This is a genomic window from Embleya hyalina (assembly GCF_003967355.1).
In the GTDB taxonomy this organism is placed as follows: Bacteria; Actinomycetota; Actinomycetes; order Streptomycetales; family Streptomycetaceae; genus Embleya; species Embleya hyalina.
The window spans coordinates 160,540-187,031 of record NZ_BIFH01000018.1; the positions used below are offsets into that span (position 1 = coordinate 160,540).

The window sequence follows — 26,492 nt, forward strand, 5'->3', positions numbered from 1 at the left end:
CGCCATGTCCGAACGGCCGCGGTCCACCGAACGTTTCCCGATGTGGACGCTGCACCGCTGGTACATCCTGTTCTGGGTGCTGCTCGGGCTCGCCCCGATGGCCCTGGCCGGGGCGGGCGATTGTGGGGCGAGGCGGCTGTGGGCGGTCGGGCTGCCGGTCCTGCTCGGCCTGTGCTACCTGGTCGTACGGGTGTTCCCGGGGAACCGGGTGCTGCGGCCGAGCGCCTTCCCGGCGGTGCTGATCGTCGGCCTGGTCGCGCTGGCCTACGTGCGCGACGGCGGTGCGTCGTTGTACGTGGCGAGCCTTCCGCACTTCTGGTTCGCCGCCCGCGCCCCGTATCCCTCGATCATGCGCAGCGGCGTCGCCGCCGCCGGCACCGTGCTCGGCGGCGTCGCCTCGCAGGGCTGGAGCCCGGACCTGCTCACCGGCAACACCACGGCGACCCTGATCGCCTACGCGGTGAGCGTGCCGGTCGGGCTGTCGGTTCATCGCTACATCGAGCAGAACGGGGCCCGTGTGCGGGCCCTGGACAGCGAACTGGCCGGCGCCCGGGAGCGGTTGGCGGACGCCGATCTGCGCCGGGGCGCCGCGGAGGAGCGGGAGCGGCTGGCCCGGGAGATCCACGACACCCTCGCCCAGGGGTTCGCCTCCATCGTGGTGTTGGCGGAGGCCGCGCGCTCGGGCCTGGCGAGCGATCCCGACACGAGCGGGCGGCAGTTGTTGTCGATCGAGCGCACCGCCCGGGAGAACCTGGCCGAGGCGCGGGTACTGGTCGGCTCGGCTCCGCAGAGCGGCCTGGTCACCGGGTCGCCGGCCCGGGTGCTGCGTCGGACCCTGGACCGCTTCGCCCAGGACACGGGGATCACGGTGGACGCCGAACTGCCGGACGTCGAGTGTGATCAGCGCACCCGGATCGCGCTGCTGCGCTGTACGCAGGAGTCGCTGGCCAACATCCGCAAACACGCGGACGCCGGCACCGTGGGCGTGGTGCTCACCCGGGTCGCCGACGGTGTGGAACTGGAGATCACCGACGACGGGCGGGGGTTCGTGGTCGACGAGGCCCGAGGTTTCGGCCTGGACGGGATGCGTCGGCGACTGGCCGAGCTGGGCGGCGAGTTGACGGTCACCAGCTCGGTCGGGGACGGTACGCGGATCCTGGCGATGATTCCCGTCGACGGCGCGGCCGAGGCGGGTGTGGCGGACGTGCACGACTACCGGCGGGAGAGCGCGACATGAGCGGCGACACGAGCGGGGACACGCTGCGCGTGGTCGTGGTCGACGACCACTCGGTGATGCGGGCGGGGGTGGTCGCGCTGCTGGCCGCGGACGCCACGATCGAGATCGTCGGGGAGGCGGGCGACGGGCTGGCCGCGGTCGAGTTGGTCGAGCGCCTCGAACCGGACGTGGCGCTGCTCGACCTGCGCATGCCGGTGTTGGGCGGGGTGGCCGCCACCGCTCGCATCGTGGCCCTGCGCACGCGGACCCGGGTGTTGATCCTGACCACCTACGACACCGACGCCGAGATCGAGAGCGCGGTCGAGGCCGGCGCCATCGGCTACCTGCTCAAGGACGCCACCCGCGAACAACTCGTCGACGCCATCCGCTCGGCGGCCCGGGGCCAGACCGTGCTGGCGCCCAGGGTCGCGGAGCGCCTGGTCGCCCGGATGCGCCGACCCGCTCCGGTGGTGCTCACCTCCCGCGAGATCCAGGTCCTGAACGCGGTGGCGGACGGGCTGTCCAACGCGGACATCGGCGCCCGACTGGTGATCGCGGAGGCCACGGTCAAGACCCACCTGCTCCGCATCTTCGCCAAACTCGACGTCAGCGACCGCACGCACGCGGTGGTCACCGCGATCGAGACGGGGTTGCTGCCCCGCGGCGAGGGCGGCGACGGGAACGCGACGCGCGGGTGAGCCCGCGAGTGGATGATCGCGGACACCCGGGCCGCGGCCGGTCGGGTCGGGCGCGGTGCGGGCGGCGGGCGGCGGGTGTCGTCGGGGGCCACGTGACGAGGGAGCGCAGGTCCACGCCCGCGGTCGTGATCGACCTCGTCGCGGCACGCCGACGCCGCCGTCCCACGCGCCGGGGGTAGCGTGAGCGTGGAACCCTCACGTCGATGTGAGGGTCGACGCAGTCGTCGAGGGGTGGATCGGGTGAGGATCGGAGAGTTGTCCCGGCTGACCGGGGTCAGTGTGCGGGCGTTGCGCTACTACGAGGAAGAGGGGCTGATCCGGCCCGCACGCGGCGGCAACGGCTATCGCGAATACTGCGCCGGAGCGGACGAGGTGGTGCGGCGGATTCGCGGGCTGATCGATTCCGGGCTGCCCACTCGGATCATCCGCGACATCCTGCCCTACCTCGACGGTCCCGCCGACCTGCTGCCGCAGATCCCGTGCGCGCGGATGCTCGATCAGGTCGCGGCGGAGCGGGAACAACTCGACCGCCGTATCCGGTGCCTCACCCGCAATCGCGACGCCATCGACGCCTACCTGAGCGCCGCTCGGACGGCGGCCCGAGGGGACCGGGACCACGACGGGGCGGTGCGCGCTTGACCCTCACGCAAACGTGAGGGTTCTACCGTCCGGGCATGACTTCGACAACCGATTCCCTCCCGGCCGCGGACACCGTGCCGGGCACGCCGCGATGGCCGCTCGGCGGGCTGCTCGTGCTGTCCGGCGCCACCTTCGTGACGATCCTCACCGAGGCCCTGCCGGCCGGTGTGCTGCCGGCCATGAGCGCCGACCTGCACGTGAGCGAGGCCCGCGCCGGGCTGCTGGTCACGGTCTACGCGCTGGCCGCCGCGCTGACCGCGATACCGATGACGGCCCGGACGCTGATCGTGCCGCGGCGCACCCTGCTGGTGGCGCTGCTCCTGGGCTTCGCCGGCACCAACGCGGTGACGGCGGTGTCCGGCGAGTTCGCCCTGACGCTCGGCGCCCGTGTGGTCTCCGGGGTGTTCGCCGGACTGCTGTGGGCCATGGTGCCCGCGTACGCCGCACGACTGGCCCCGGAGCGCAGCGGCAGGGCGATCGCCACCGCGCTGGCCGGGATGACCGTCGGGCTCTCGCTCGGTATCCCGGCCGGCACCGCGCTCGGCGGCCTGATCGGCCGGCGCTGGACCTTCGCCCTGCTCACCCTGGCGGCCGTGGCCCTGCTCGGCGCGGCACTTCGGTGGCTGCCGCAACTGCCCGGTGAGCGGGCGCGGCGCGGCGGAGGGCTGACGGCCACGATCAGGACACCCGGGGTCGCCGCGATCAACACCGCCTCGATGGCGATGGTCCTCGGCTTCTACGTGCTCTACACCTACATCGCACCCTTCCTGGAGCGGGCGGATCCGGGCGTCGGCACCGGCACCGTGCTCTTCGTCTTCGGCCTCGGCTCGATGGTCGGCGTCTGGGTCGCCGGCCTCACCGCCGACCGCCGGCTGCGCGCCGCGACCCTCGTCCTGCTGACCCTGGCCACGCTGTGCCTGGCGGCTTTCGGGTTGTTCGCGGACGTCACCGCGGCCGTGCTGCTCGGCGCGTTCCTGTGGGGCGCGACGCACGGCGGCATCCCCACCCTGATGCAGACCGCGGGCGTCCGGGCGGCACCGCGGGACCCCGACACCGCCAATTCGTTGTGGGTCACCGGTTGGAACATCGGCATGGCCGGCGGATCCCTCCTCGGCGGCACCGTCCTCGCCGGCGCCGGCAGCGAGGCCCTGCCGTGGACGGCCTCCGCCCTCCTCGCCGCAGCCGTCCTGACCACCGCCCTCGCCCGCCGTACCGGCTTCCCTCCGCCGCGCCGAGCAGCCGAGCACGCATAGCGCCCGCATCGCCCGGCCGACCGACGGCCCCGGTCGTCCGGGCAGTTCGCGGACGCCGCCGATCATCCGCGTGGAAGGGGCCCGGCAGAAAAAGGAATCGGTGACCGTGAGCGTGTCGAGAACGGCATCGCGCGGGGCTCCGGCGCACCCGTGGGCGGGTTCGGGGGATGGTTCGCGAGGGTTGGGGCCAAGGTCTTCGGGGAGGCGTTCAGCAGGCCGCTCGCGGGGTTGGCATACCGGCTCTGACCTGGTGTTTTCCCGGGATTTGCCTAGGCTGGGGTGTCCTGTCGGAAGTTGTCGAAGGGGACATCGTGAGCGACGACGCCAACACGTACGACGCGAGCCGCATCCGGGTGCTCGAGTGGCCGGAAGCCGTTCGGAAACGGCCCGGGATGTACATCGGCTCGACCGGTGAACGCGGCCTGGAGCACATGGTGTACGAGGTCGCCGACCGGGCGGTGAACGAAATCCTGGCCGGCACCGGCGGCTCCGTCGACATCACGCTCATGCCCGACGGCGGCGTGTGCGTCGCCGACGACGGGCCGGGCATTCCCGTCGACGCGGCGGGCGATGTCGCGGAGCCCGGCCTGAAAGCCCGGTTGACCCGGATGTCCGTCGGGGCGCGGCCCATCGGCCGTCGCGACGTGACACTGCCGTACGGCGCGGATCTCTCCATCGTCAACGCCCTGTCGAGCCGGCTGACGGCCGAGGTGCGGCGGGACGGGGCCCGTTGGGTACTGGAGTACGAACGGGGCGAGGCCGTCACCCCGCCCACCGAGTCGGGGGCGGCGACCGGGAGCGGGACCACCATCACCTTTCGGCCCGATGCCGAGATCTTCACCACCGCGGCGTACTCGTTCGACCGGTTGGCCGAGCGCTTCCGGGAACTGGCTTTCCTGTACCGGGAGTTGGATATCTCGCTGACGGATCGGCGGGGTCCCGGCGAGGGTGCGACGGTGCGGTATCGGTTCGTGGGCGGGGTACGGGACTTCGTCGCGTTTCTCGACGATTCGGCGGCGGTGCGCGCCGCCGCGGACATCGTCCACGTCGAGCGCGAGGACTCGCGGATGGCGGGGACGCTGGAGGTGGCCCTGCGCTGGGGCGGCTCCACCGAGGAGCGCGTTCGCGGCTTCGCCAACAGCCGGCCCACCGTCGGCGGCACGCACGTGGAGGGCTTCCGCGACGGGCTGACCGCCGCGCTCACCGCGTACGCGCGCGAGCGAGGGCTGCTGACGGCGACGGACCCCGACCTCGGCATGGACCGGATCGGGGTGGGTCTGACCGCGGTCGTGTCGGTGAAGCTGGACGCCCCCGAGTTCGAGGGCTCCACCCGTGCGGTGCTGGGCAACTCCCCGGTGTGCGCCTGCGTCCGCGAGGCCGTTCGGGAACGGCTCGCCGGGTGGCTGGGCGAGCACCCCGAGGCCGCCCTCGGGCTCGTCGAGCGCGTCGTCCGGCGTTCCGGCGGGGGGTGATACGACGCGTGGCCGCCGCGCCGGGTCGCATGCTCGCGGGCGGGCCGGGTACGGGCAGTGTCGTCCGATTTTCACTCGGTGAGACAGGAGGGGCGCCATGCCCAGGGGATCGAGTCCCAAGCGGGAACGGCAGTACGAGCACATCAGGGACAGCGCGAGGAAGCGCGGTGAATCCACCGAGCGCGCCGAGGAGATCGCGGCCCGCACGGTGAACAAGGAACGTGCTCGGGCGGGCGAGTCCAAGACCGCGAGCCGCACGTCCCTGAAAGACATGCCGGCGAGTCGCCGAGGTGGCGAACATTCGCACTCCGGGTCCACCGGGCCCACCTACGACCAGCTCTACGCGGACGCCAGACGCCGCAATATCAAAGGCCGTTCCTCGATGAACAAGAAGCAGCTCCGGCAGGCGCTCGGCACCTGACCGCCGCCCGGCCGCGCCTTCGCGCGAAGGCGCGGCCGGCCACCGCCGGTCGTTCACCCGCCGAGGATCGTTTCGATCTGTCCGAGGAAGTCCTTGATGTCGCCCGGGTTGCGTGAGGTGATCATCACGAAGCCGCCCGTGTCGTCGCGGACCACCGACTCGTCGAGCCAACGGCCGCCGGCGTTGCGGATGTCCGTCGCGACCGAGGGATACGAGGTGAGCGTACGGTCGCGGACGACGTCGGCCTCGACCAGCAACCACGCACCGTGGCAGATGGCGGCCACGGGGCGGCCGGACGTGGTGAAGGAGCGGACGATCGCGAGCGCGGTGTCGTTCAGCCGCAGCGAGTCGGCGTTGAGCGTGCCGCCGGGCACGAGCAGCAGGTCGTAGCCGGCGGGGTCCACGTCCGTGAGTACGAGCGTGGGTTCCACGGCCACGCCCGGGTCCTTGTCGCTCACGAGCGTGCGGATCGGGTCCGCCGAGGGCGCCGCGATGGTCACCTCCGCGCCGGACGCGCGCAGTTCCCGGACGGGGACGACCAGTTCGTCCTGCTCGACCCCGTAGTTGGTGACGATCGCCAGGACGCGCCGGTCGGACAGGTCGTTCTCGGTCATGGTGCCGGGCCTTTCGATTCACGGTTCACGGTCACGGCGCCGACTCGTCGGCCGGCCGTGTGGTGCGCGGCCCCGTGTTCACACCTGGTCGGGCAGGCGCACGATCGAGCGGAAGAAGTCGTCGACCCCGCGGACGATCGCCACGAAGTCGTCCAGGTTCACGGGCTTGGTCACATACGCGTTGGCGTGCAGGTCGTAGCTGCGCAGGATGTCCTCCTCGGCGGACGAGGAGGCGAGCACCACCACGGGTATCCGCCGCAGGTCGGCATCCGCCTTCAGGTGTTCGAGCACCTCGCGGCCGCTCATCCGGGGCAACTGCAGATCCAGCAGGATCAGGTCCGGCCGGGGCGCGTCCTCGTACCCCGCGCGTCGGTACAGGAAGTCCAGGGCCGCGACGCCGTCGCCCACCACGTGCAGGGAACTGGGGACACCGTCCGCGAATGCCTCCCGCGTCAGCAGCACGTCCCCGGGATCGTCCTCGACCAGCAGGACCTCGATCGCCACCCCACGCTCGTTCACCCCCGAAGTCTGGCCCGAGACCGGTCCGGTCAAACCGGGTCCCGGCCGGTACCCGATCATCAGCCCCCGCCGTCCTCGCGCGGGTCGGCGGGGCGAGTGCCGAGATTGCCGAAGCCGGGCTGCTCGTGCGGGCCGCGCCGGCGGCCGTCCCGAGGAACCTCGGAGGGTTCCCGCCCGCCGATGGCGTCGGGTGTCGTCGAGCCGCCGGGGACCCCGCCGTGCGGCGGCGGGGGCGGCGGGCGGCGCCTGCGGCGGACACCGCTCACCACCGGGATGACGAGCAGGACGGCGAGCAGGAGCACGGCGGCGATGCCCACCGCGGCAAGGGGCGTCACGTCTGTCATGCCCGCACGGCTACCCCGACTTCGCGTCGGCACCGGGTGTGGCGGTGATTTTTTCGGGGCCTGCGCCGCGGCACGGAACACGGAGCCGAATCCACGGGAATTCTCTTCGGTCGACGGGAATACGCGCCGAGGGGAATGCGTGTCGCGGCCCACGAGGCTCGCCGGAATCCCACGAGGTTCGTGGGAATACCGAGGTGCGTGGGAGAACCGGGAAAGGCGGGTACGCCGGTGCGATGCTCGGAATCCGAACGCACCGTCGCCCCGCCTTCCGGAGGCCGCGCCGTCGAGGCGCGTATTTCGGGTTACCAGCGGTACCAGCGGCCTCTGCCCCCACCGGTGCCGGTCGAGCGGAAGAGGAAGCCCAGCAGCCAGATGACCAGGACGGCCACGGCGACCCACCACAGCACCTTGAGCGCGAATCCGGCGCCGAAAAGGATCAGGGCCAGAAGCAGGACGACGAGAAGGGGAATCATGGTTTTCACCTCCGTTCCGTGCGTGCCCCGGTCTCCGGTACCCATTCCCGAAGGCGGCCAGGTTTTTCCGACGACTGCGGCCCGCCTCGGTGAATCCCGCGATGCCCGTGGATTTCCGCACGGCGGGTCGGCGCGAAGTTCGGGCGACCGTGTGTTCCCCTGGAAATGTCCCTGTGTCATCGGGACGGCGGACAGCGTGATACGGCGACGCCCCGAATGGCGCCCCGTGTACTGGGCCTCGTTCCCGCCGGTTCCGTGTCGCCGGGCGTCGCCCGCCCGCTCCCCCGACGGGGTGTGGGCGGGCCATGAGGTGGAAGGGATCACAGGGTGGCCCCGCCCCGGGCCGTGCTCGACGTCCACCCGCCCCAGGGCCCCCGGCGTCCGTCGCATCCTCGTTCGGAGGCCCGTTTCGCGATGACCGATCGCCGCAACAACGCCGAAGCCCTCGCGCGTCTGCGTGCCGAGACCGACCGCAACCTCACCCGTCTCGCGACCCTGGAACCCGGTACCCACGCGTACGCCCGAGTGCGCAACGACATCGTCGAGGACAACCTCAACCTGGTCGCCTACGCCTGTGCGCGCTACACCCGCCGCACCGACCTGCGCGAGGACCTGCGCCAGGTCGCCGCGATCGGACTGATCAAGGCCGTCGACGGCTACCGCCCCGGTCGCGGCCCCGGATTCCTCGCCTACGCCGTCCCGACCATCGCGGGCGAACTCAAACGCTACTTCCGCGACCACACCTGGGCCGTGCACGCGTGCCGCGGCGAGCAGGAGTTGTACCTGAGGCTGGTCCGCGCCCGGGACGAACTCGGCGCCCGCCTGGGCCGCGACTGCGACCACGCCGAACTCGCCCGCCACCTCGGCCTGGACCGGGACACCGTGCGCATGGGCCTGGAAACGGGCGCGGCGCTGCGCACCGAATCCCTCGACACCCCGGCCGCCGAGACCGAGCGCGGCGACGGCGGCGGCACCGGATACGACCGGCACGGCGGCCCCGACCCCGCGCTGGAACTGGTCGTCGACCGCGAATCGTTGCGCCCGCTGATCGCCGAACTCGGCGAACGCGACCGCCGCATCCTCAAGCTGCGCTTTTGGGACGACCTCACCCAGGCCGAGATCGGCGACCGGCTGGGACTGTCCCAGATGCACGTCTCACGCCTGCTGAGCCGTGCCTTCACCACCTTGCGAGCGGGGATGCTCGGGCCGACGGGGGCGGGCTCGCCGGCGGCGTGTGCCGTCGGGGCGAAGGGCTGAGCAGGCCGAAACGCGCACCGCCCGGTACGACTCCCGGAGTGGGTCGGCCGAGCCGACGAGGATCCGGACCCGGACCCGGCCCGACAGGGCCCGGGAGCACTCGCGTTCGGCGACCGTGGTGCGCGGGGGCCGATCTACATATTCCCTCGCGCGATGCGCCGTCCGGTGCGGAGGACGGTCAGGTAGCGGCGTGGCGCCCGGTTTCCCATGCGGGTGCGGACGCGTTCGGCGATGGCGTCGAGCAGGGGTTCGCGGACGTCGTGGTCGAGGCCGCGGTACGGCGAGGTCGAGCGGAGGAGATCGGCGAAGCCGTCCCCGTCGAACCATTGGACGGTGGGGTACCGGCGCACGATCCCCGGTTCGAAGAGCGCGCCCAAGTCGTCGACCGGACCCCAGCCCTCGTCGCGGGCGCGCACGTCGTCCTCCGACGGTGGATGGCCCCAGTCGGGGTTCCCGGGGGAGAACCGCTCGTGGAGATCGGCCGTCTCGGCGTAAACCTCCGGCTCTTCGGGCCGGCGCACGACGACGTGGTCGAGCAGTGCCACCCAGCCTCCGGGATCGAGCACGTCGTACGCCCGCCGCCAAACGATCGCCGGGTCGACCCAGTGCCACGACGACGCGGCCACGAGCACGTCGAAGCGACGCCCGCGGTCGTCCCACCCCTCGAACGTCGACGTCTCGACGTCGACGTCGCGGAAGGCGGCGAGCCGGCGGCGAGCGAGGGCGGCCAGGCCCACGCCCGGCTCGACGGCGGTGATCGGGCATCCGAGCGCCGCGAGCGAACGGGTCGCCTGACCGGTGCCGCAGCCCACCTCCAGGACCGACGAGGCGTCGTCCAGGCCGGTGACGGCGACAAGATCCGCGAACAGTTCGTCGGGATAGCCCGGCCGAACACGGTCGTAGAGCGCGGGCACCTCGTTGAACACCCCGCCGAGGTGCCGTCGATCCGGGCGCGTCCTCGCGTCGTCGGCCACGACCGCACATGCTACGCGGCCCACCGCCGAAGGGTGGCGAGCCGAGGGCGCGCGGGCGGCGGTTCGCACGTCCCCGGCCGGCGTCAGTCGGCGAGCAGTCGGAGCAGGTGGGTGCGGGTGAGGGGCCGAGGGGTGGGATCGGGCGAGGTGGGATCGGGGTGAGGGGTTCGGAGTCTGGTTCGGATGGTCGGACGGGTGAGGACGTCCCGGGGGAGGGCCAGGCAGGTGGCGGTTTCCAGGAGGGCGCGGAAGAGGTCGGCGTCGTGGAACGCGGCCGCGCCGAACGGGCTTGGTGTGGAGGGCGGTTCGGTGGTGCGGTCCGGGTTCATCGCGGCGGCGCGGGCGCGGTCGGCGATCAGTTGGTCGTCGTGGAACGGGGTGACGACACGTTCGGTGGCCTCGTCCCAGGCCAGGGGGAACTCGGCCGGGGCGTCGGCGTGTTCGCGTAGTACGTCGCGCAGCAGTTGGGCCTGGACCAGGCCGACGCTGAGGCCGCGGGCGGCGGTGGGGTTGGTACACGCCCACGCGTCGCCGACGGCCGCGAAGCCGGTGGCCACCGGGCGGCCGTCCACCACGAACCGGCGGCGGCAGTCGAGGATTCCGGCCATCACCACGATGTCGGTGACGGGCGTACCGGCCAGCCAGTGGGCCTGGGCCGGGCAGGCCGCGACGACCCGGGTGAAGATCTCCGGATCGCGGAGCGCCTTGAGCGGCGCGTCGCCCGAGGTGGTGACGACGGTGACGGACCAGGTGTCGTTGTCGCCCGGAATGGTCAGCAGGGCGAACGTGTCGTACTCGGTGTACGGCGCGCCGCGCCGCACCGGCTGCCGCGGGCCGGTGAAGTAGCGTGTGTAGTAGGCGAATCCGCCGTCCTCGGCGTCGACGGACGGCTCCGGCGCGCCGACGTCGGCGAGCCAACGCGCGGAGCGGGTGCGGCGGCCCGTGGCATCGATCACCAGGTCGGCGTGCGCCTTCGCGCCGGCGGCGGTGCGGACGCCGCTCACGTGGGTGGTGTCCGCGAGCACCGGTGCGCCGGTGAGCAGGCCGGCGATCCGGACGCCGCGATGTACGCGGATCCCGGCGGCGACCGCGGCCGCCGCGAACACCGCCTCGACGACGGGGCGTCGGCCGGTGAGGAAACGGAAACGATCGTCCTCGGGCCGGGGCGCGTGGTCGGTGATGCTCGGCGGCAGCGGATGCAGCGCGCTGCCCTCGAAGCAGCCGGCCGCCACGAGCCGCTCGATCACATCGGGCAGTTCCTCGGCGAGTACGCCCCGAAACCGGGGCAGCAGGTTGTGCGGTTGGCGAAACTGCGCCACGCCCGGACGCCGCCACGCGGTCCACGCCTGTGCGGGGTCCTCGGGCGGGACGGATGGGTCGCCCTCGTACACGGTCACCTCGTGCCCGTCGCGGGCCAGCAACAGGGCCGTGGTCAGACCCACCACGCCGGCGCCGCAGATGATGACCGATGCCATCGGACCTCCCTCGTGTCGATCCGCCACGGTGGCACGCGGCACGGGCGCGATGCGACCGAATTCGGGGACCGGGGCCGCGACGGGCGGGCGACCGCTCGGATCCGTGCCGGTCAGGCCGCGAGGGCGCCGGTGTGGCGGAGCAGCGGGAGGATGTGGTCGGTGACCGCGGGGGCCAGGCGCAGCCGGTCGTCCCGGCCGGACGTCCAGCGCAGGTCGGCCAGTTCGGCGGCCGGCACGGGGTCGCGGTCCAGGCGGGTCTCGAAGACGGTGAGTCGCATGGGTACCCCCTCCAGGGCGGCGACGGAGTCGAAGTCGGCGAGGAAGCGCGGTGCCACGAGTCGCGCGCCCAGTTCCTCGTCCAGTTCGCGGCGCAGCGTCTGCAGGGGGCTCTCGCCCGGGTCGGGTTTGCCGCCGGGCAGGTAGAACAGGTCCGGCGCCGCCTTCTTGCTCACCACCATGAGACGCCGCGCGTGCACGATGGCCGCCGCGACGACGATCAGCGGACCGTTCGGGTCGAGAATGGGTATGGAATCCGTCCGATCCTGGTGCGTCATGTACCGAATTCTGTCATCCGGGTCCGGAGGCGCGGGTTGCGAGGTCGTACCGCGGTCGACCCGAACCACCGGGTTCTCGGTTCCCCAACGGAGCGCACGGCAGGAATGAGTGTGCCCGGGGCGGGCAGACGGCCGGTCACGGAATTGTGCGGGGCGGGTACGCACCGAAGCCCGAACCGCGGCCGTAGCCCTGCCCGTAGCGGAAGAAGGGTCGCGTGTGATGCCCGAGTCGAAGAACGTGACGGACACGGTGGCGGTGGCGCCCGAGGTCGCCGGCGGCGCGGAACTCGCGCCTGGCGGGCCGGATCGCTCGCCGCGAACGGTCCGGCCGCCGGCCGCGGGAACGCGCGGTCGCACCGCGATCGCCGACGGCGTGGTCGCGAAGATAACCGGTATGGCCGCCCGGGAGATCGAGGGCGTGCACGCCCTGGGCGGCTCGGTGGCGCGAGCCCTGGACGCGGTGCGGCAGCGGGTACCCGGAGGTCGGCCGAACGTGGCGCACGGGGTGAGCGTGGAGGTCGGCGAGCGCCAGTGCGCCCTCGATCTGAACCTGGTGGTGGAGTACGGCGTCCCGATCGCCGAACTGGGTCAGGCGGTACGCGGGAACGTCATCGCCACGGTCGAGCGCATGACCGGCCTGGAAGTGGTCGAGGTCAACGTGGCCGTGGACGACATCCACCTGCCCGACGACGAACACACGTCCACCCGGGTCGCCTAGTCACGCCCGCCGTTCGCCGTACGCACCCCGCACGGCACACCCGCTTCAGGCCACTGTCCACAACGCGCCCACCTCGTGCATCCCGCCTGCCTCGTACGTCGATTCACGTGTCTCGAGGCGCCTGCCGGAGGGCATCGGCGCGGACATGGGTGGACGATGGAGAAGTGGTCGGGGCACTCGGGGGCCGGCCGCACCGAGACGCGAGGAGGTGTGCGGCGATGGCGACCTTCATGGATGTCCACACCGGCATGACCGGCATCACCGGCGAACAACTGGCAGCGGCCCACCGGGCCGACCTGGCGATCGAGGCAGAGGAGGGCGTGCACTTCAAGCAGGCGTGGGCCGACCCGGAGTCCGGCACGGTGTACTGCCTGTCGGAGGCCCCCACGGCCGACGCGGTGCGACGCGTCCACGAACGCACCGGCCACCCGGCGGACAAGATCCACCCGGTCCCGGTCACGGTGTAGTGGTGCCGATTCTCAGATAAGCGCTCCGTATTCTCGGGTCATTGAATTCCGATAGAAATATCATTCGTTGATTCGTGCATACGGGCGAATACCGACAAACCGGTTGCATGGTTCCGGGATGGCGACCTAGATTGATGTTGCCAACCCGCCGACCGGGAAGTCGAGACGGATTCAATTGCGCACTGATTCCAGTACACGAACCGTAATCGTCTCCGGAGCGGAATTCGGCTGGGGCAGCTCGGGAAAACTCGGCGCGATCCTGACGGCCCTGCGCAAACGCACGGCCGTGCCGCTACGGTTCGTCGGCTTGGCCTCCGGGCTCGGCCGGCCCGTGTTGGCCGAACACGCCATCGAGCGCTGGTACGACCTGCCGGACGACGCCGAGGACCTACCCGAAGCCGTCACCGCCATCAGCGGCGCGGAAGCGGCGGCGGCCGCGGTCGTCGTCCTGGACGGTGTCGTCGCGAAGGCGACGGAGGCGGCCGGCGTACCCACCGTGTTCGTGGACAGCCTGCCGTTCATGTGGGGCGAGGGGGACCGGGCGGCGCTGCCCCTGGAGGCGACGGTCTACTGCGCGCAGAAGTGCGTCGAACTGCCCGCCGAATGCCGCGACGTGCTGGCATCGGTGCGAGCGCTGCGCTGGGTCGGCGCCATCGTCGGCACCTCGGCCCGCGCCGAAAGGACGGCCTCCGCCGCCGGCCGCGCCCACCGCTCCGCACTGGTCAGTCTCGGCGGCCTGCGCGCACCTCGGCTCGTCGATTGCACGGCCTACCCGCGCATCGTCGTCCCCGCGGTCCTGGAAGCACTCGCCGCCCACGGGGTGCGCGAGGTGCACCTCGCCGGGAACCTGCCCGCCGACCTCGCCGGACGCCTGGTGGACGCGTCGATCACCCCGCCACACGTGACCACGGGCGCGCTCGCACACGGCGCGTTCCTGGATCGGCTCGCCGACTGCGACGTGCTGCTGACCTCCCCGGGCCTGACCACCCTCCTCGAAGCCGGCCGACGGCACGTCCCCACCCTGTGCCTGCCGCCGCAGAACCTCAGCCAGATCTTCAACGGGCGTTTCCACAGCCGCGCGATCGGTACGAAGACCCGAATCACCTGGCCCAAGGCGGTGTTCGCCGAGGAGGAGGCGCTGTCGCTGCGCACCCGCGGCGAGGACCACGCCCTGGAACGCATCTACGCCGGAATCGCCGCGGCGGCCGCGGACACGGCGGGCCGGGGCACGGCGGTCGTGCTGCGCGACGACATCCTGACCGCGCTGCGCGCCGCCGCCGAGGTCGCCGACTGGGGCGCGCTGACCGCGACCGTCGGTGTCGACGGGGCCGCGGAAGTGGCCGACGCCCTGCTCGCGCTGCTGCCGGACGTACCCCGCGCCGCCTGACCACCACTCGCCCCGATCATCGCTCCCCGCCACACCCATGTCCGCCCCGCCTCCGACCGGCCCGAAGGGGTCCCCCGTGCGTGAGCGTCATCGTTATCTGTTCATCCGGATTCTGGAAGCCTGCAACGCCGACTGTTTCATGTGCGACTTCGCATTGTCGCGCGACACATTTCGCTTTTCGCGCGAGGACTTCGCCGAACTGCTGCCGAAAGCCCGCGCGGCCGGCGTGGCCTACGTGCGCTTCACCGGCGGCGAACCACTCATGCACCCGGACGTGGTGGACCTGGTGCGCTCGGGCACGGCGGCCGGCATGAAGATGTCCCTGATCACCAACGGCTCGATGTTGCCCAGGATGGCCGAGCGGCTGGCCGAGGCCGGCCTGGCCCAGGTGATCGTCAGCCTCGACGGGGCGTCCGCCGCGACCCACGACGTCTACCGCCGTTCGCCCGGCATGTTCGACAGCGGGCTGCGCGGACTGCGCGCCGCCGCCGACCTCGGCGTCCTGCCCCGGGTCAACACCGTGGTCGGACCGCACAACTACCACGAAATGCCGTTGCTCCAGGAGGTGTTGACGCGGGCCGGAGTGCGACAGTGGGAGCTGTCCGCGCTGAAACTGGACCGCAGCATCACCTACCCCGACCCCGACGACGTGCGCCGCGTCGGCGACCGCGTCTACGGCGCGGACCCGAACGTGCTGCTCGTGCCGATGGGCAAACGCTTCTACGGGGACGAACCGGCGGAACAGGAACGCTACTTCGCCGAGTCCGTCACCCCGCGCGCGTCGCTGCCGCAGTGCCACGTCGCCGACGACGTCATCTACATCGACGGCAAGTACGGGCGGATGTACGCGTGCAGCTGCATCCCGCATCGCGAAGGGGACGACGGGCCCGGCGGCGCGCCGCTGCGCGAGGCCGGGGTGATCGACCTGGACACGCCGGCGTTCCGCGAGCACGCCGACTTCTATCGCGAACGCGGGCCCCTGGTGTGCAACGGCTGTTCCACCACGGCGGCCGGCTACAGCGACGACGTCGCCCGGTTGGGGACGGTGACGGCATGGCGGTACTGACTCCCCGGGAAGGGGCCGACGCGCGACGGACGGCCGCCGAGGACCCCGGACCGGGCCCCGCCCCGCCGCCTGCCGAGTCCGCGCGGCGGATCCTCCTGGTCTCCCGCGACGAGCATCTGGACTCGCTGCTCGCCCGGCGCCGGATCGCCGCCCATCTCGGCGACCTGAGGCCGGTCCGGGAGGCGCCCGACGAGCCGCCGCCGGACGTGGTGTTGGTCTGCGACGACGAGGACGCCACGGGCCGACTCCGCGCGTCCGGCGTGCCGGTCGTGCACCTGACGTCCGGTCACCGGCACCCGAGCGACCCGCCCGCCCGCGTCGCCGGTGCGCTGCATCGGGTCCACCGGCCCGGATGGTTGCCCGACCCCGTGCCCGGGGCCACCGAGGCCCGGCCCACCGGCCTGCTCGGGCCCGCCCGGTCGGCGCGCCGGCGACAACGCGGCGGAACCCTGCTGCTGTTGTCGGCGTGGGGGGTGCCGGCCGCCGAGGCGGACACCTTCGCCGCCGAGACGCTGCCCGCGCTGGTTCGCGCGGCGCTGCGCCGGACCGGCCGGTGCGACGTGGTCTGCGATACGCGGCTGAAGCCGATCCGCGCCGCGCTGGCGGGCCTGGGCGACGCCCAGCGGGTGCGGGTGAGTCGCGCGGTCGACGTGGACGTGGACGCGCTGCACGCCGAGGCCGAAGTCTTCCTGGCCGCACCGACGTTGGGTGCCGTCGGTCTGGCCCGGGTCCGGCGGGCACCGCTCGCCTTCCTGCCGGCACTGGGTGATGCCCAGCGCGATCTCGACGCGCGAGTGCGGCGGTTGGTACCGATTCCGCTCGTCGACGATCCCGAGCACGACTCCGTATGGGAATCGTCCGACGACGCCGTGCCGTGGGATGTACTCGACCCCGAACCGGACGATCTGCGCGGCGCGCAACGCGTCGCCCGCACACTCCGCCAACTCGCCCTCGCACCGCTGTGAGCATCCCGCGACCCGGTCGGGCTTTCGGCCGGGTCTCCGCCCGGCCGCACCGCCCCCGCTGAGCGTCCGCGCCGGCACCACCCGACCGGGCTCCGCCCCGCGCGCCCCGACCGAACCCCTCGCGTCGCCGAAGGTCCGTCAACCCTGGAGCCGCCATGTCCGCCACCCCTCTCGACACCGACACCCAGGCCGCCCCCACGATCGTGCGCCCCGATGTCCCCGACTCGGACTGGAACGACTGGCACTGGCACATGCGTCGACGCATCACCAACGTCGACAAGGCCCGGCAGTGGATCAACCTCAGCCCCGAGGAGGAGCAGGCGATCGCCGGGGTGGCCGGGCGGTATCGCTGGAGCGTCACGCCCTACTACGCCTCGCTGATGGATCCCGACGACCCGCAGTGTCCCGTGCGACAACAGGCCGTGCCCGCCGGGGGCGAACTGGTCGAGTTCTCCGGTGCGGAGGTCGACCCCGTCGGCGACACGTACTACCGCAAGACGAACCGCGTCGTGCACAAGTATCCCGACCGGGTCATCCTGCTGGTCACGGAGGCGTGCCCGGTGTACTGCCGGCACTGCACGCGCAAGTTCCACACCACCGACGTCAACGGCACCTACTTCCGCGACGACGAGGGCGAGTCCTTCGACGAGGATCTGCGCTACATCGCCGAACACCCCGAGATCCGGGACGTGTTGCTGACCGGCGGGGATCCGCTGTCCTATCGGGACGGCAAGCTCGAGGAGATCATCGCGGGACTGCGGGCGATCCCGAGCGTGGAGATCATCCGGATCGGCAGTCGATTCCCGGTGTTGTTGCCGCAGCGCATCACCGACGACCTGTGCGAGATGCTGGCCCGCCATCACCCGGTGTGGGTCAACACCCACTTCAACCACCCCAAGGAGATCACCCCGGAGGCGAGCGCGGCGGTGGACCGCATGTTGCGCCACGGGATCCCGGTCGGGAACCAGACCGTGCTGCTGCGCGGGATCAACGACGACGTCGCGACCATGCGCACGCTGATGACGGAACTGCTGCGCATCCGGGTCCGCCCGTACTACCTGTACCACTGCGACAACGTCACCGGCGTCTCGCACTTCATGACCTCCGTGGCCAAGGGCTGGGAGATCATGGAGGGCCTCCAGGGCCACATCACCGGCTTCGGGGTGCCGCAGTACGTGCTGACCACCCGCCTCGGCAAGATCCCCATCGCGCGGCCCTACTTCACCGTCACCCCCGACGGCCTGCGCCTGCGCAACCACAAGGGTGAGGAAATGCTCGTCGACAACGCGGTGTACCCGATCACGGAGGCCGACGCGCGATGACCCTGGACAAGCGACTGGGACAACGTTTCCTGCCCTACGGCGCGAACTGGCTCGACTGGTCCGACATGACGGAGCTGCGGGAGGTGATCGACCAGCAGGTCTTGTTCCGCTACCAGACCGAAACCGAGAGCATGGCCTCGCGGTTGGAGCGGGTCACCTGCGAACGCCTGGGTGTCGCCCACACGTTGGCCGTGCACAACTGCACCGAGGCGTTGCGGCTCGCGCTGATCGCCACCCGCCCGCGCGTCGGCGACCGGGTGTACATGCCGGCCGTCACGTTCGTGGCGGTGGCCGGCGCGGTGTTGTCCTGCGGGCTGATCCCGGTACTGGTCGACGCCGACGACTCGTTGTCGCTGGACCCCACGCTGCTGCCGTCCGACGCCGAACGGGTGATCGTGGCCCACATGGAGGGCACGGTGGCCACGCTGCCCGAGGGGGTGCCGTATCTCATCGAGGACTGCGCCCAGTCCCTCGGCGCCCGCTTCCCGGACGGCCGCTCGGTGGGGACCGCGGGCTACGCGGGGACCTTCAGCTTCCATCACAACAAGGTGCTCACCTCGGGCGAGGGCGGGTTGGTGACCACCGGCGACGCGCAGGCGTGGGCGGCGATGCGCCGCTACCACGACCACGGCTCGGCGCGGGTGCCCGGGCGCTATCCCACCTGGAACGAAGACGCCCACTATGGCGAGAACTTCGTCACCGGCGAGCAGGTCGCCGCGGTCCAGTGCCAGCAGTTCCGCCACCTCGACGAACTCCTCGAGGGGCTGGAGCGCATGTACGCCATCGCGATGCGGGACCTGCCGGACCGTGCGGACCTGGAGGTACGGCCGCGCGCGGCGGGCGACGCGAAGGTCAGCCTGCGCTTCCGCTGCCGCGACCGTGCCCTGCGCGACGCCGCCGTGGCCGCGCTGACCGCCGAGGGCATCGCCAACTGGACGCTGAACAAGTACCTGTTGCCGGAGCATCCGGTACTCACCGGCCGCCGCTCGCTCTACGCCGACGGCTTCCCGTGGAACCACGCCCCCGAAGGCTCGCTCATGCTCAGCCACGACGGATTCGCCCGCACCCGCGACCGGTTGGACCGCACGCTGTGCGTACCGCTGGCGCCGGAGTTGCCGGAGGCGGAACAGGTCGCCGCGGTCAAGGCGATCCGACGCGTGCTGGAGGCGGTGTGAACACGGGGTGGGCGCCCGCGGGCCCGTCCCCGGTGCCGGCGGACTCGCGGCCCGCGCTGCTGATGGTGGACGACCGCGCCTCCTCCTTCACCCGCTACGCGGCGCGGGCGTTGCCCGAGGACCTGGTCCTGCTGCGGTTCGCCGAGTTTCGTGGCGACCTGTGCGAGGACTACCTGAGCGAGACCGCGCACCTGCCGGCGTTCTGGGTTCGCGAAGGGGTACCCCTGGCGGAGGAGGCCCGGCGCTACCGGGAGTGGGCCGCCGAACTGCCCGCGGCCCCCACCCGGTTCTGCAACCCCTCCGAGCCGCGTCAGCACGTCGCACAGCGCTTCGCCGCCCTGGCCGGGCTGCCCCACCTCGGCGAACACCAGGTGGCCTGGGTGCGCGACAAGGCCGCGATGAAGCGACGGTTCCGCGAACTGGGCCTGCGCACGGCCGCGTTCGATCGAGTGCGGTCGGCGGCGGACGTGGAGCGGTTCGCCGCCGAACACGGCTGGCCGCTGGTCCTCAAGCCGGTGGACTCGTTCGCCTGCGTCGACACCCACCTGCTGCGCGGCCGGGACGCGGTGCGGGACATCGACCTCGCCGCCCGGGACTTCATGGTCGAGCAGTACCTCGGCGGCACCGAATGGGAGGTGTGCGGGCTCATCCACGACGGCGAGGTGCTGAGCGCCTGGCCCAGCGCGATGCCGTTCCGCCCGCTGGCCATCGTCGACGGCGCGATGAACGCCAACATCAGCGTCGGCACGGACGAGGGCCCGGCCGTGGACCTGCCGGCCCTGCTCCAGCGCATCGTCACCGGTATGGGCATCGACCACGGATACGCCCACATGGAGTTCTTCGTGGTCGACGGGCAGGTCTACGCCGGCGAGATCGGGATCCGGCCGGCCGGCTGCGAGATCCCCGCCAACCACGGACACGCCTACGGATTCGACGTCTTCGCGGCCACGCTGGACGTGTACCTGGGACGCCGCCCCCGCCTGGACTACCGCGAACGCCGGTGCGCCGGCGATCTGCTGCTGCCCCTGCCCGGCTCGGGAACGGTACGCCGGGTCACCTCGGCGGACGAACTCCTGCGCCTGCCGGGCGTGGTCGACGCGGTCGTGCGGGCCGGGGTCGGCGACACGGTGACGGCCCGCCGCGCCTCGCACAACGCCTCGGGACACGTCCACGTCGTGGGCGAGTCGATCGGGCAGGTCGAACAGCGCATGCGGGCGATCCTGGACGCCTTCACGATCGAGGTGGCCCCGGTCCGCGAACCCGATCCGGTGTCCGGATGACCGCCGCTCCGCGTCGGGAGGACACCGAGGCCGAACCCGAGGCCGAGGCGGACGTCGGCACGGTCGTCTCCCCGGGCCCGGTCGCCGCGAACCCGCCACCGGCGGCGGCCGCCGGGACCGGCGGCGGGCTGTTCACGCGCTTCCGTGCCCTGCTCACCCGCCCCGGCGTCGCCGGGGTGGCCTGGTGGAGCGTCGTGGCCAGGCTGCCCGTCTACCTGATGTCGCTGGCCATGGTGCTGACGATCCGCGAGCAGGGCGGGAGTTACCCGCAGGCCGGGCTGATCGCCGCGCTGTACACGGTCGGCATGGCCCTCGGCAGCCCGCTGATCGCCCGGCTGCTCGACCGCGACGGCCGCCGAGGCGTGCTGATCGTGACCGGCCTCGCCTATCCGGCCACGCTCGCCGCCCTGGTGTGGGCCACCCGGCCCGGCTCCTGGGCGCAACCCGTCCTGGCCGTCGCCTCGGGCATCGCGCTGCCGCCGACGAACGCGTGCATGCGGGCGCTGTGGGCGCGCATGCCGCTCGACGACGCGCAACGGGAGACCGCCTATCTCTGGGAGGCCCTGCTCACCGAGGTCCTGGTGATCGGCGCACCGCTGATGCTCGCCGCCCTGATGGTGTGCGGATCCGCCGCGACGGCACTGACCGTCGTCGCCGTCGTCGGCGGCGCGGGAGCCCTCGGACTGGCCTGCGTGCGGGTGCCCACGAACCCGGAGGCGGCGACCGAGCCCGACCCGCAGGGGGTCGACGCCCGCGCCGCGCCGCGCCACCCCCTGCGCGATCCCTCGATGCTCGTGCTGATGGGCGTGATGGCGGCGAGCGCCGTCCCGATCGGCCTGATGACGCTCGCCATCCCGGCGTCGGTGTCCGCGCACGGATCGAGCGACGGCACGGGAGTCGTCTACGCCTGCTGGGGGGTCGGCAGCGCACTGGGCGCGCTCTGGCTGGGACGCGCCCCGTCGCGAGTCGCGATGCATGTGCGCTTCCCCCGGCTGGTCCTGGCCTACGCGATCGGTACGGGGCTGACCGTGCCCACCACGTCCCCGGTGACCCTGGGCATCGCCCTGGTCGTCGGGAGCATGCCGATGGCCCTGGTGTCGGCCGGCGAGATGACCCTCGTCGGCGCCCTCGCGGATCGGCGCCTGCTCGCACAGGCGTTCACGTGGGCGTCACTGGCAACGGTCCTGGGGGACGCGGTGGGGCAACAGGTCGGTGGTCTGCTGATGGACCCGATCGGCCCACGCGGCGTGTTCACGGTCGCGTTCGGCGTGGCCCTGGCCGGGGCGGGACTGGCCTTCGCGGGGCGCGGGTTGCTCGCACCCGACACCGCGCTCCGGGCGCGGTGCGCGACGTGACCACCCCGCCTCGACCGCCCCGGCCCCGCGATCACCGTCCACCGTCCGCCGAGTCCCGTCCGCCCCATCCGGTTCGTCCCGTGTCCGACCGGGCCAACCCACATCACACACGAGGTCACCCGTCATGAACGCTCCCGTTGCCGCCGCAGCACCCGACCGCCCGGATCCGACGCCCGCCGGCGCGCTGTTCACCGTGGTCGACGTCGACCGACTGCCCCGGGCGGTGGCCGAGTTCCTGGCCGCGCCCGCGCACACCCCCGTACCCGTGGCGTGCGCGCGACGCCCGGATCTGGTGCACGCCGTCGACCTGGCCTCGCGCCTGTACGCCGGGATCGCCCTTCCCGAGCCCCTGGACGTCGGCATCCTGCTCGGGGCGGAGGACCTGCCCGAGGGTTTGCCCGCGCTCGCCCGCCCGCTCGCCCGCACCTGGGTGACCGAGCACGAACTCTGCGGCACGGCCGAGGCGTTCCGGCGTCGGCACCCCGGGACGCTGCTGCTCGTCGGCTGCTACGACCGGCTCAGGCTGGATCCGATCCGCGGCCTGCTGCTGACCACCTATCGCGGTCGTGAGCCCGGCCTGACCCTGCTGAGCGGACGCGACGCGGCCTCGGTGGCCTGGAACGTGGCCAAGCAGTACACCTCGACACCGGCCGCCGGGGTCGACGCGATCGGCCTGTTCACCGACACCGACCGCCCGCCGCACCCGTCCGGGGTCCGGGTGTTCGACGACCGCGACTTCGAACGGGCGGACATCCAGGCCGAGATCCTGGGCACGCGCTGGCAGCGGGTGGCGTTCCAGGGACACGGCAAGGACGACAGCGTGAACCTCGGCGAGTTCACGATCTGCGGCCTGAACGCGGCCGTCCCGGCCCGGGCCGGATCGCTCGGGCCGCGCTGCGCGTACGGACTGCCCTGCTACAAGCCCGAGGACAAGCTGGTCCCGCTCAACCGCGTGGAGGCGGCCGAGGTGGTGCTCAGCGCCTGCAACAGTGGCCCACTCGCCGACCTCGCGCTGTACGACCCCCGGTATCAACTGCTCCTCAACGCCCTGGACGGACCCGCCCGCACGGTCGTCTCCGCCGTCTCCGTACACGACTCCGACCGGCCGGAGAACGTGGCGTGGATGCGCGCGGCCCTGGCCGGCGCGGACTCCGTGGACACCCTGAACGCCGGCCTCGCCGGATCGCACCCCTACCCGGCGTTCATGCGCTTCGGATTGCCCCGTACCCCCCGGGACATGCCCGCGCCGACCCCTTCCGAGCACCGCCCCGACCCGCTCGTACTCACCGTCGGACGACGTCTCACCACCCTGCTCACCTCGGAACTGCTTCCGCACAACCACGCGTTGCGCCCGAGGCTGGTCAAACTCGCGCGCAAGGTGGACCTGTGGCTCGCCCGGCCGACGCATCTCGCCGACCAGTCGCCCGAGGAGATCCGCTCCTCGCTCACGGCCGACCTCCAGTCGCTGGACCACGTGATCACCGAACAGGTCGCGGCGAACCCCGAGAACGAGATCATGAGCTACCCCGCACACTTCGGCGACCGCAGCTCGCTCGACCCGCAGGTGCACGAGACGACCTGCCACTGCGGGCGCCCCGCCCAGGAATTCACCCGGCGCGGACTGCTCCCGCACGTCTCGGACACGATCTGTGCGGTCTGCATGCGGTGCGGCGACGTCACCTTCCGGGTGCCCGAGGCCCCGTCCCTGCTGGCGTACGCGGCGGACGAGGTCGCGCAGGGCGGGGTGTTGGAGGTGCGCGCGGTGCTCACGGCCGCCCGGCCGGGACCGGTACGACTGGGCCTGTTCGTGCCCACGTACCTGCGGGAGGACACGACCGTGGAACCGGCCACCGTCCGGGTCCGGGCCGTGGACGACCGACCCCGGGACGTCGCCTTCCGGGTCCGGTTCGCCGCCGAAACCGCGCCGCAGGCCTACTACTTCACGGTCTTCGCCGTGCAGGACCTCGCCGTCTCCACGGCACGCCGCCACTTCGGGGTCGTGCCGCGCCGGGCCTGAGCATCCGCCGGCCCCGAACCCCCTTCCCTCGTCACCGCAAAGGACGGATGTCATGGAAACCCGAGACAAGCCCGAGATCGAACTCGTCGAGCAGGACGGCGAGGTGACCCTGAACATCGGCGGCGAACAGGCCATGCAGGCCTGGGAGCGCGATCTGATGTGGGCCAGCGCCGACATGTTGTGCGAGTACGGCCGGGACTTCTACGAAGTCGGCCTCGGCCTGGGGCTGTCCGCACTGCGTATCGCCGGCAACCCGGCCACCCGCAGTCACACCGTGCTCGAACTCTTCGACGAGGTCGAGGAGTTGTTTCGGAGCAAGCACCCGACACTGCCCGACAACCTCGCCATCGAGCGCGGCGACTTCTTCCGACGGGTCTTCGAACTGCCGTCCGAGAGCATCGACGGGATGTTCTTCGACCCCGCCCTGGACATGGACGTGTGGAAGGACGAGGCGCTGTGGGCGAAGACCATGCCCGAGGTGGTCCGGGCGCTGCGCCCCGGCGGGGTGTTCATCCCCTTCTTCAGCACCAGGCCGGAACTGCGGTGGCAATACCTGCCGCACTTCCGCAGCATCCGAATCGAGTCGCATCCGTACCAGGCGTACGAAGGCACCGAGTACACGTACGGCACCAGCGGCCAGGCGTACATCCAGTGTTTCCGCAAGACCTGATCACGCCGTTCCGTTCCCACGACCTCATTCCGGAGGCAGCCGCATGACCATCGCCCCCTCGACCGACCAGCTGTGCGGCCTCGACGTGAGTTCGCTGTTCCTGGCCGGGCCGTTCATCCAACTCCTGGACCCGGCCACCGGCGAGATGCCGGAGCACGCACGGGCGCCCTTCGACGTCCTGATCCGACACTTCGAGGCACGCGGACTCGCGGTGCACAACGCGCATCGCCGCGAGGCGTGGGGCGCCGAGTTGATGCGCCCGGACCAGTGCACCGGCCTCGATCAGGACGAGATCCGCAAGGCAGACGTCTTCGTCGCGCTCCCGGGCTTTCCCGCCTCGCCGGGCACCCACATCGAGATGGGCTGGGCCAGCGCCTTCGACAAGCCCATCGTGCTGATGCTGGAGGAGGGACGCGAGTACACGTTCCTCGTCCAGGGGCTGCACACCGTGGCCACGGTGGAGTACGTGGAGTACGCGCAGGGCCGGGACATCGCGGAATACCTGCCCGAAGTCGACGCGGCGCTGCTCCGGGCGGTGTCCCGGCACCGCGAGCGCACCGGCAAGGTCGCCGGCTGACCCGCGCGTTGCCGCATCGGCGGGTGGTCGGGCGCACGCTCGGCCACCCGCCTCCGCACGTCGCCGATCCGACGGGGACGGGGACGGAGCCGGGGATCGGGATGGAGACAGGGGTTCGATGAGAATTGCCGTGGCCGCCCTTGCCGCCTTGGTCACATTCGTCGCGGGGGTCGTGGCGAACTCCGGGTCGGTGCGCCCGGACGGGACACGGGCGTTCACGGCGGAGCGGGCGGAGACGGTCCGCACGCCGGCGGCGCCCCGCTACACGGTCGAATTGGCCGGTGACGCCACGGGAAGCCGGTGGACCGGCCACGAGCGGGTGGGGTTCACCAACGTGTCGGCCGCTCCGCTCGGCGAGGTGTACCTGCGGTTGTGGGGCAACGCGCACGGTACGTGTTCCGCGCCGCCGATCGTGGTCTCCGAGGTCACCGGCGGTGTCCCGGCGGGCCTGTCGGTCGGCTGCACGGCCCTGCGGATCGTGTTGGGCAAGCCGCTGCGCCGAGGGGAGGACGCCACGATCGGCTTCCGGCTGCGGATCCGGGTCCCGGCCGGGATCGATCGGTTCGGCCACGGCGGCGGCCACGCCTTCCTCGGCAACGCGCTGCCGGTGCTGGCGGTTCGGGACGGGACCGGCCGGCACCTGGACCCGTACACGAACACGGGCGAATCCTTCTACTCGCTCGCGGCCGACTTCGACGTCACGCTCGACCATCCGTCGAACCTCGGGGTACCGGCCACCGGCACCTCGGTGGACCGTCCGGGCGCACCCGGGCGTACCGTCACCACCGCGACGGCCCGCGACGTGCGGGACTTCGCCTGGGCGGCGGGGCCGTTCACCGGGATCTCCGGGACCTCCTCGACCGGCGTCCGGATCAACGTGTTCACGGCCGGCGACGTGGAACCGATCGACGCCCGGGCCATGTTGGACGTCGCGCGGACGGCCGTCGACGCCCATGCCGGGCGCTTCGGCGCGTACCCGCACACCGAACTGGACGTCGTCCTCGACGACAACCTGTGGTTCAGCGGCATGGAGTATCCGGGCTTCGTCCTGGACCGCGTTCGGCCCACGGCGCTCGTGCACGAACTTGCCCACCAGTGGTGGTACGGGATCGTCGGCAACGACGAGTACGGCGACCCCTGGCTCGACGAGTCGTTCGCCGAATACGCGACGGACCTCGCGCTGGGGAAGACGGGGGAGGGCTGCGGGAGCGACCTCGCCTGGGCCGCGCCGACGGAGCGGATCACCAACTCCATGCGGTACTGGGACGCGCACCCGGCGCGTTACGAGACGGTGGTCTACGACTACGGCAAGTGCGCCCTGCACGAACTGCGGCGCCTGATCGGGGAACCCGCGATGGAGACCCTGCTGCGCGACTACGCCACCACGCACCGGTACGGGATCTCCACCACGGCGGACTTCAAGACGGCGGCCCGGGCGGCCACTGTGCGGGACCTGACGCCCTTCTGGGCGCAGTACCGCATCGACGGTTGACGGTGCGCGGGCAGGGTTTCGACCCGTAAGGGCAAACCCCGGCAACCGCGGTATGGATGCGCCGAATCGCGGCCCGAACGAACGATGGTCGG

The 26,492-nt window shown here is 72.0% G+C and carries 27 protein-coding genes; 20 read left to right on the forward strand and 7 right to left on the reverse strand.

The annotated features are described in order from the left end of the window. The first annotated feature begins 4 nt into the window (after positions 1-4). From EMA17_RS16355 to EMA17_RS16380, 6 genes are all read left to right on the forward strand, one after another. Positions 5-1,237, forward strand: coding sequence for a sensor histidine kinase (locus tag EMA17_RS16355; RefSeq protein ID WP_126637750.1), 1,233 nt, complete (start codon positions 5-7; stop codon positions 1,235-1,237). After that, positions 1,234-1,914 (forward strand): response regulator, encoded by a 681-nt coding sequence (locus EMA17_RS16360; RefSeq protein WP_126637751.1) that lies wholly within the window; start codon positions 1,234-1,236, stop codon positions 1,912-1,914. Before EMA17_RS16355 ends, EMA17_RS16360 begins: the two co-directional genes overlap by 4 nt. A 240-nt stretch (positions 1,915-2,154) precedes the next feature. Next, entirely contained in the window at positions 2,155-2,553 is a 399-nt protein-coding gene (locus tag EMA17_RS16365; RefSeq protein ID WP_126637752.1) for a MerR family transcriptional regulator, read from the forward strand. 35 nt (positions 2,554-2,588) lie between these two features. Next, positions 2,589-3,806 (forward strand): MFS transporter, encoded by a 1,218-nt coding sequence (locus EMA17_RS16370; RefSeq protein ID WP_126637753.1) that lies wholly within the window; start codon positions 2,589-2,591, stop codon positions 3,804-3,806. 311 nt (positions 3,807-4,117) lie between these two features. Further along, positions 4,118-5,278 (forward strand): ATP-binding protein, encoded by a 1,161-nt coding sequence (locus EMA17_RS16375; RefSeq protein ID WP_246126704.1) that lies wholly within the window; start codon positions 4,118-4,120, stop codon positions 5,276-5,278. A gap of 97 nt (positions 5,279-5,375) precedes the next feature. Continuing rightward, the gene (locus EMA17_RS16380; protein ID WP_126637755.1) at positions 5,376-5,699 is read left to right on the forward strand and encodes a plasmid stabilization protein; all 324 of its coding nucleotides are present in this window, start codon (positions 5,376-5,378) and stop codon (positions 5,697-5,699) included. A gap of 53 nt (positions 5,700-5,752) precedes the next feature. On the opposite strand, the gene EMA17_RS16385 is transcribed toward EMA17_RS16380, so the two are convergent. The 4 genes from EMA17_RS16385 to EMA17_RS16400 form a co-directional block, all read right to left on the reverse strand. Then, on the reverse strand, positions 5,753-6,313 hold the full coding sequence (locus EMA17_RS16385; protein WP_126637756.1) for a type 1 glutamine amidotransferase domain-containing protein: 561 nt from the start codon (positions 6,311-6,313) through the stop codon (positions 5,753-5,755). Between the two features lie 78 nt (positions 6,314-6,391). Beyond that, positions 6,392-6,832, reverse strand: a complete 441-nt coding sequence (locus tag EMA17_RS16390; protein WP_246126705.1) for a response regulator — start codon at positions 6,830-6,832, stop codon at positions 6,392-6,394. Positions 6,833-6,891: 59 nt separating this feature from the next. Then, a complete protein-coding gene (locus EMA17_RS16395; RefSeq protein WP_126637758.1) occupies positions 6,892-7,176 on the reverse strand; it encodes a DUF6479 family protein in 285 nt (94 codons plus the stop codon). 302 nt (positions 7,177-7,478) lie between these two features. After that, positions 7,479-7,649, reverse strand: a complete 171-nt coding sequence (locus EMA17_RS16400; RefSeq protein WP_126637759.1) for a hydrophobic protein — start codon at positions 7,647-7,649, stop codon at positions 7,479-7,481. A gap of 414 nt (positions 7,650-8,063) precedes the next feature. Here EMA17_RS16400 and EMA17_RS16405 point away from each other — a divergent pair, with 414 nt between their 5' ends. Further along, the gene (locus EMA17_RS16405; protein WP_126637760.1) at positions 8,064-8,906 is read left to right on the forward strand and encodes a sigma-70 family RNA polymerase sigma factor; all 843 of its coding nucleotides are present in this window, start codon (positions 8,064-8,066) and stop codon (positions 8,904-8,906) included. 134 nt (positions 8,907-9,040) lie between these two features. Here the strand turns inward: EMA17_RS16405 and EMA17_RS16410 are convergent, their stop codons facing one another. The 3 genes from EMA17_RS16410 to EMA17_RS16420 form a co-directional block, all read right to left on the reverse strand. After that, positions 9,041-9,880 (reverse strand): class I SAM-dependent methyltransferase, encoded by an 840-nt coding sequence (locus EMA17_RS16410; protein ID WP_246126706.1) that lies wholly within the window; start codon positions 9,878-9,880, stop codon positions 9,041-9,043. Positions 9,881-9,963: 83 nt separating this feature from the next. Next, on the reverse strand, positions 9,964-11,355 hold the full coding sequence (locus tag EMA17_RS16415) for an FAD-dependent oxidoreductase (protein WP_126637761.1): 1,392 nt from the start codon (positions 11,353-11,355) through the stop codon (positions 9,964-9,966). A gap of 110 nt (positions 11,356-11,465) precedes the next feature. After that, positions 11,466-11,909 (reverse strand): NUDIX hydrolase, encoded by a 444-nt coding sequence (locus EMA17_RS16420; RefSeq protein ID WP_126637762.1) that lies wholly within the window; start codon positions 11,907-11,909, stop codon positions 11,466-11,468. A 220-nt stretch (positions 11,910-12,129) separates the two neighbouring features. On the opposite strand from EMA17_RS16420, the gene EMA17_RS16425 reads away from it, so the two are divergent. The 13 genes from EMA17_RS16425 (at position 12,130) to EMA17_RS16485 (ending at position 26,400) form a co-directional block, all read left to right on the forward strand. Further along, positions 12,130-12,627: an Asp23/Gls24 family envelope stress response protein gene (locus EMA17_RS16425; RefSeq protein WP_126637763.1), complete on the forward strand. Its 498-nt coding sequence runs from the start codon at positions 12,130-12,132 to the stop codon at positions 12,625-12,627. A gap of 218 nt (positions 12,628-12,845) precedes the next feature. Beyond that, entirely contained in the window at positions 12,846-13,094 is a 249-nt protein-coding gene (locus EMA17_RS16430) for an SCO4226 family nickel-binding protein (RefSeq protein ID WP_126637764.1), read from the forward strand. A gap of 175 nt (positions 13,095-13,269) precedes the next feature. Next, the gene (locus tag EMA17_RS16435; RefSeq protein WP_126637765.1) at positions 13,270-14,481 is read left to right on the forward strand and encodes a hydroxymethylcytosylglucuronate/cytosylglucuronate synthase; all 1,212 of its coding nucleotides are present in this window, start codon (positions 13,270-13,272) and stop codon (positions 14,479-14,481) included. Between the two features lie 76 nt (positions 14,482-14,557). Beyond that, entirely contained in the window at positions 14,558-15,547 is a 990-nt protein-coding gene (gene blsE / locus EMA17_RS16440) for a cytosylglucuronate decarboxylase (protein WP_126637766.1), read from the forward strand. Further along, entirely contained in the window at positions 15,535-16,512 is a 978-nt protein-coding gene (blsF, locus tag EMA17_RS16445; RefSeq protein ID WP_126637767.1) for a CGA synthase-related protein, read from the forward strand. The genes blsE and blsF overlap by 13 nt, the downstream gene beginning before the upstream one ends. 155 nt (positions 16,513-16,667) lie before the next feature. Continuing rightward, positions 16,668-17,834, forward strand: a complete 1,167-nt coding sequence (gene blsG, locus EMA17_RS16450; protein ID WP_126637768.1) for an arginine 2,3-aminomutase — start codon at positions 16,668-16,670, stop codon at positions 17,832-17,834. Continuing rightward, complete coding sequence (locus EMA17_RS16455; RefSeq protein ID WP_126637769.1) at positions 17,831-19,009, forward strand: DegT/DnrJ/EryC1/StrS family aminotransferase; 1,179 nt, start codon at positions 17,831-17,833, stop codon at positions 19,007-19,009. The genes blsG and EMA17_RS16455 overlap by 4 nt, the downstream gene beginning before the upstream one ends. Next, complete coding sequence (locus EMA17_RS16460; protein WP_246126708.1) at positions 19,006-20,289, forward strand: ATP-grasp domain-containing protein; 1,284 nt, start codon at positions 19,006-19,008, stop codon at positions 20,287-20,289. Before EMA17_RS16455 ends, EMA17_RS16460 begins: the two co-directional genes overlap by 4 nt. Next, positions 20,286-21,644, forward strand: a complete 1,359-nt coding sequence (locus EMA17_RS16465) for an MFS transporter (protein ID WP_126637770.1) — start codon at positions 20,286-20,288, stop codon at positions 21,642-21,644. The genes EMA17_RS16460 and EMA17_RS16465 overlap by 4 nt, the downstream gene beginning before the upstream one ends. Before the next feature lie 124 nt (positions 21,645-21,768). Continuing rightward, positions 21,769-23,661, forward strand: coding sequence for a hypothetical protein (locus EMA17_RS16470; RefSeq protein WP_126637771.1), 1,893 nt, complete (start codon positions 21,769-21,771; stop codon positions 23,659-23,661). A 52-nt stretch (positions 23,662-23,713) separates the two neighbouring features. After that, positions 23,714-24,331, forward strand: a complete 618-nt coding sequence (locus tag EMA17_RS16475) for a class I SAM-dependent methyltransferase (RefSeq protein ID WP_126637772.1) — start codon at positions 23,714-23,716, stop codon at positions 24,329-24,331. A gap of 43 nt (positions 24,332-24,374) precedes the next feature. Next, complete coding sequence (locus tag EMA17_RS16480) at positions 24,375-24,908, forward strand: nucleoside 2-deoxyribosyltransferase (protein ID WP_126637773.1); 534 nt, start codon at positions 24,375-24,377, stop codon at positions 24,906-24,908. Positions 24,909-25,026: 118 nt separating this feature from the next. Next, on the forward strand, positions 25,027-26,400 hold the full coding sequence (locus tag EMA17_RS16485; RefSeq protein WP_126637774.1) for a M1 family metallopeptidase: 1,374 nt from the start codon (positions 25,027-25,029) through the stop codon (positions 26,398-26,400). Positions 26,401-26,492 lie beyond the last annotated feature (92 nt).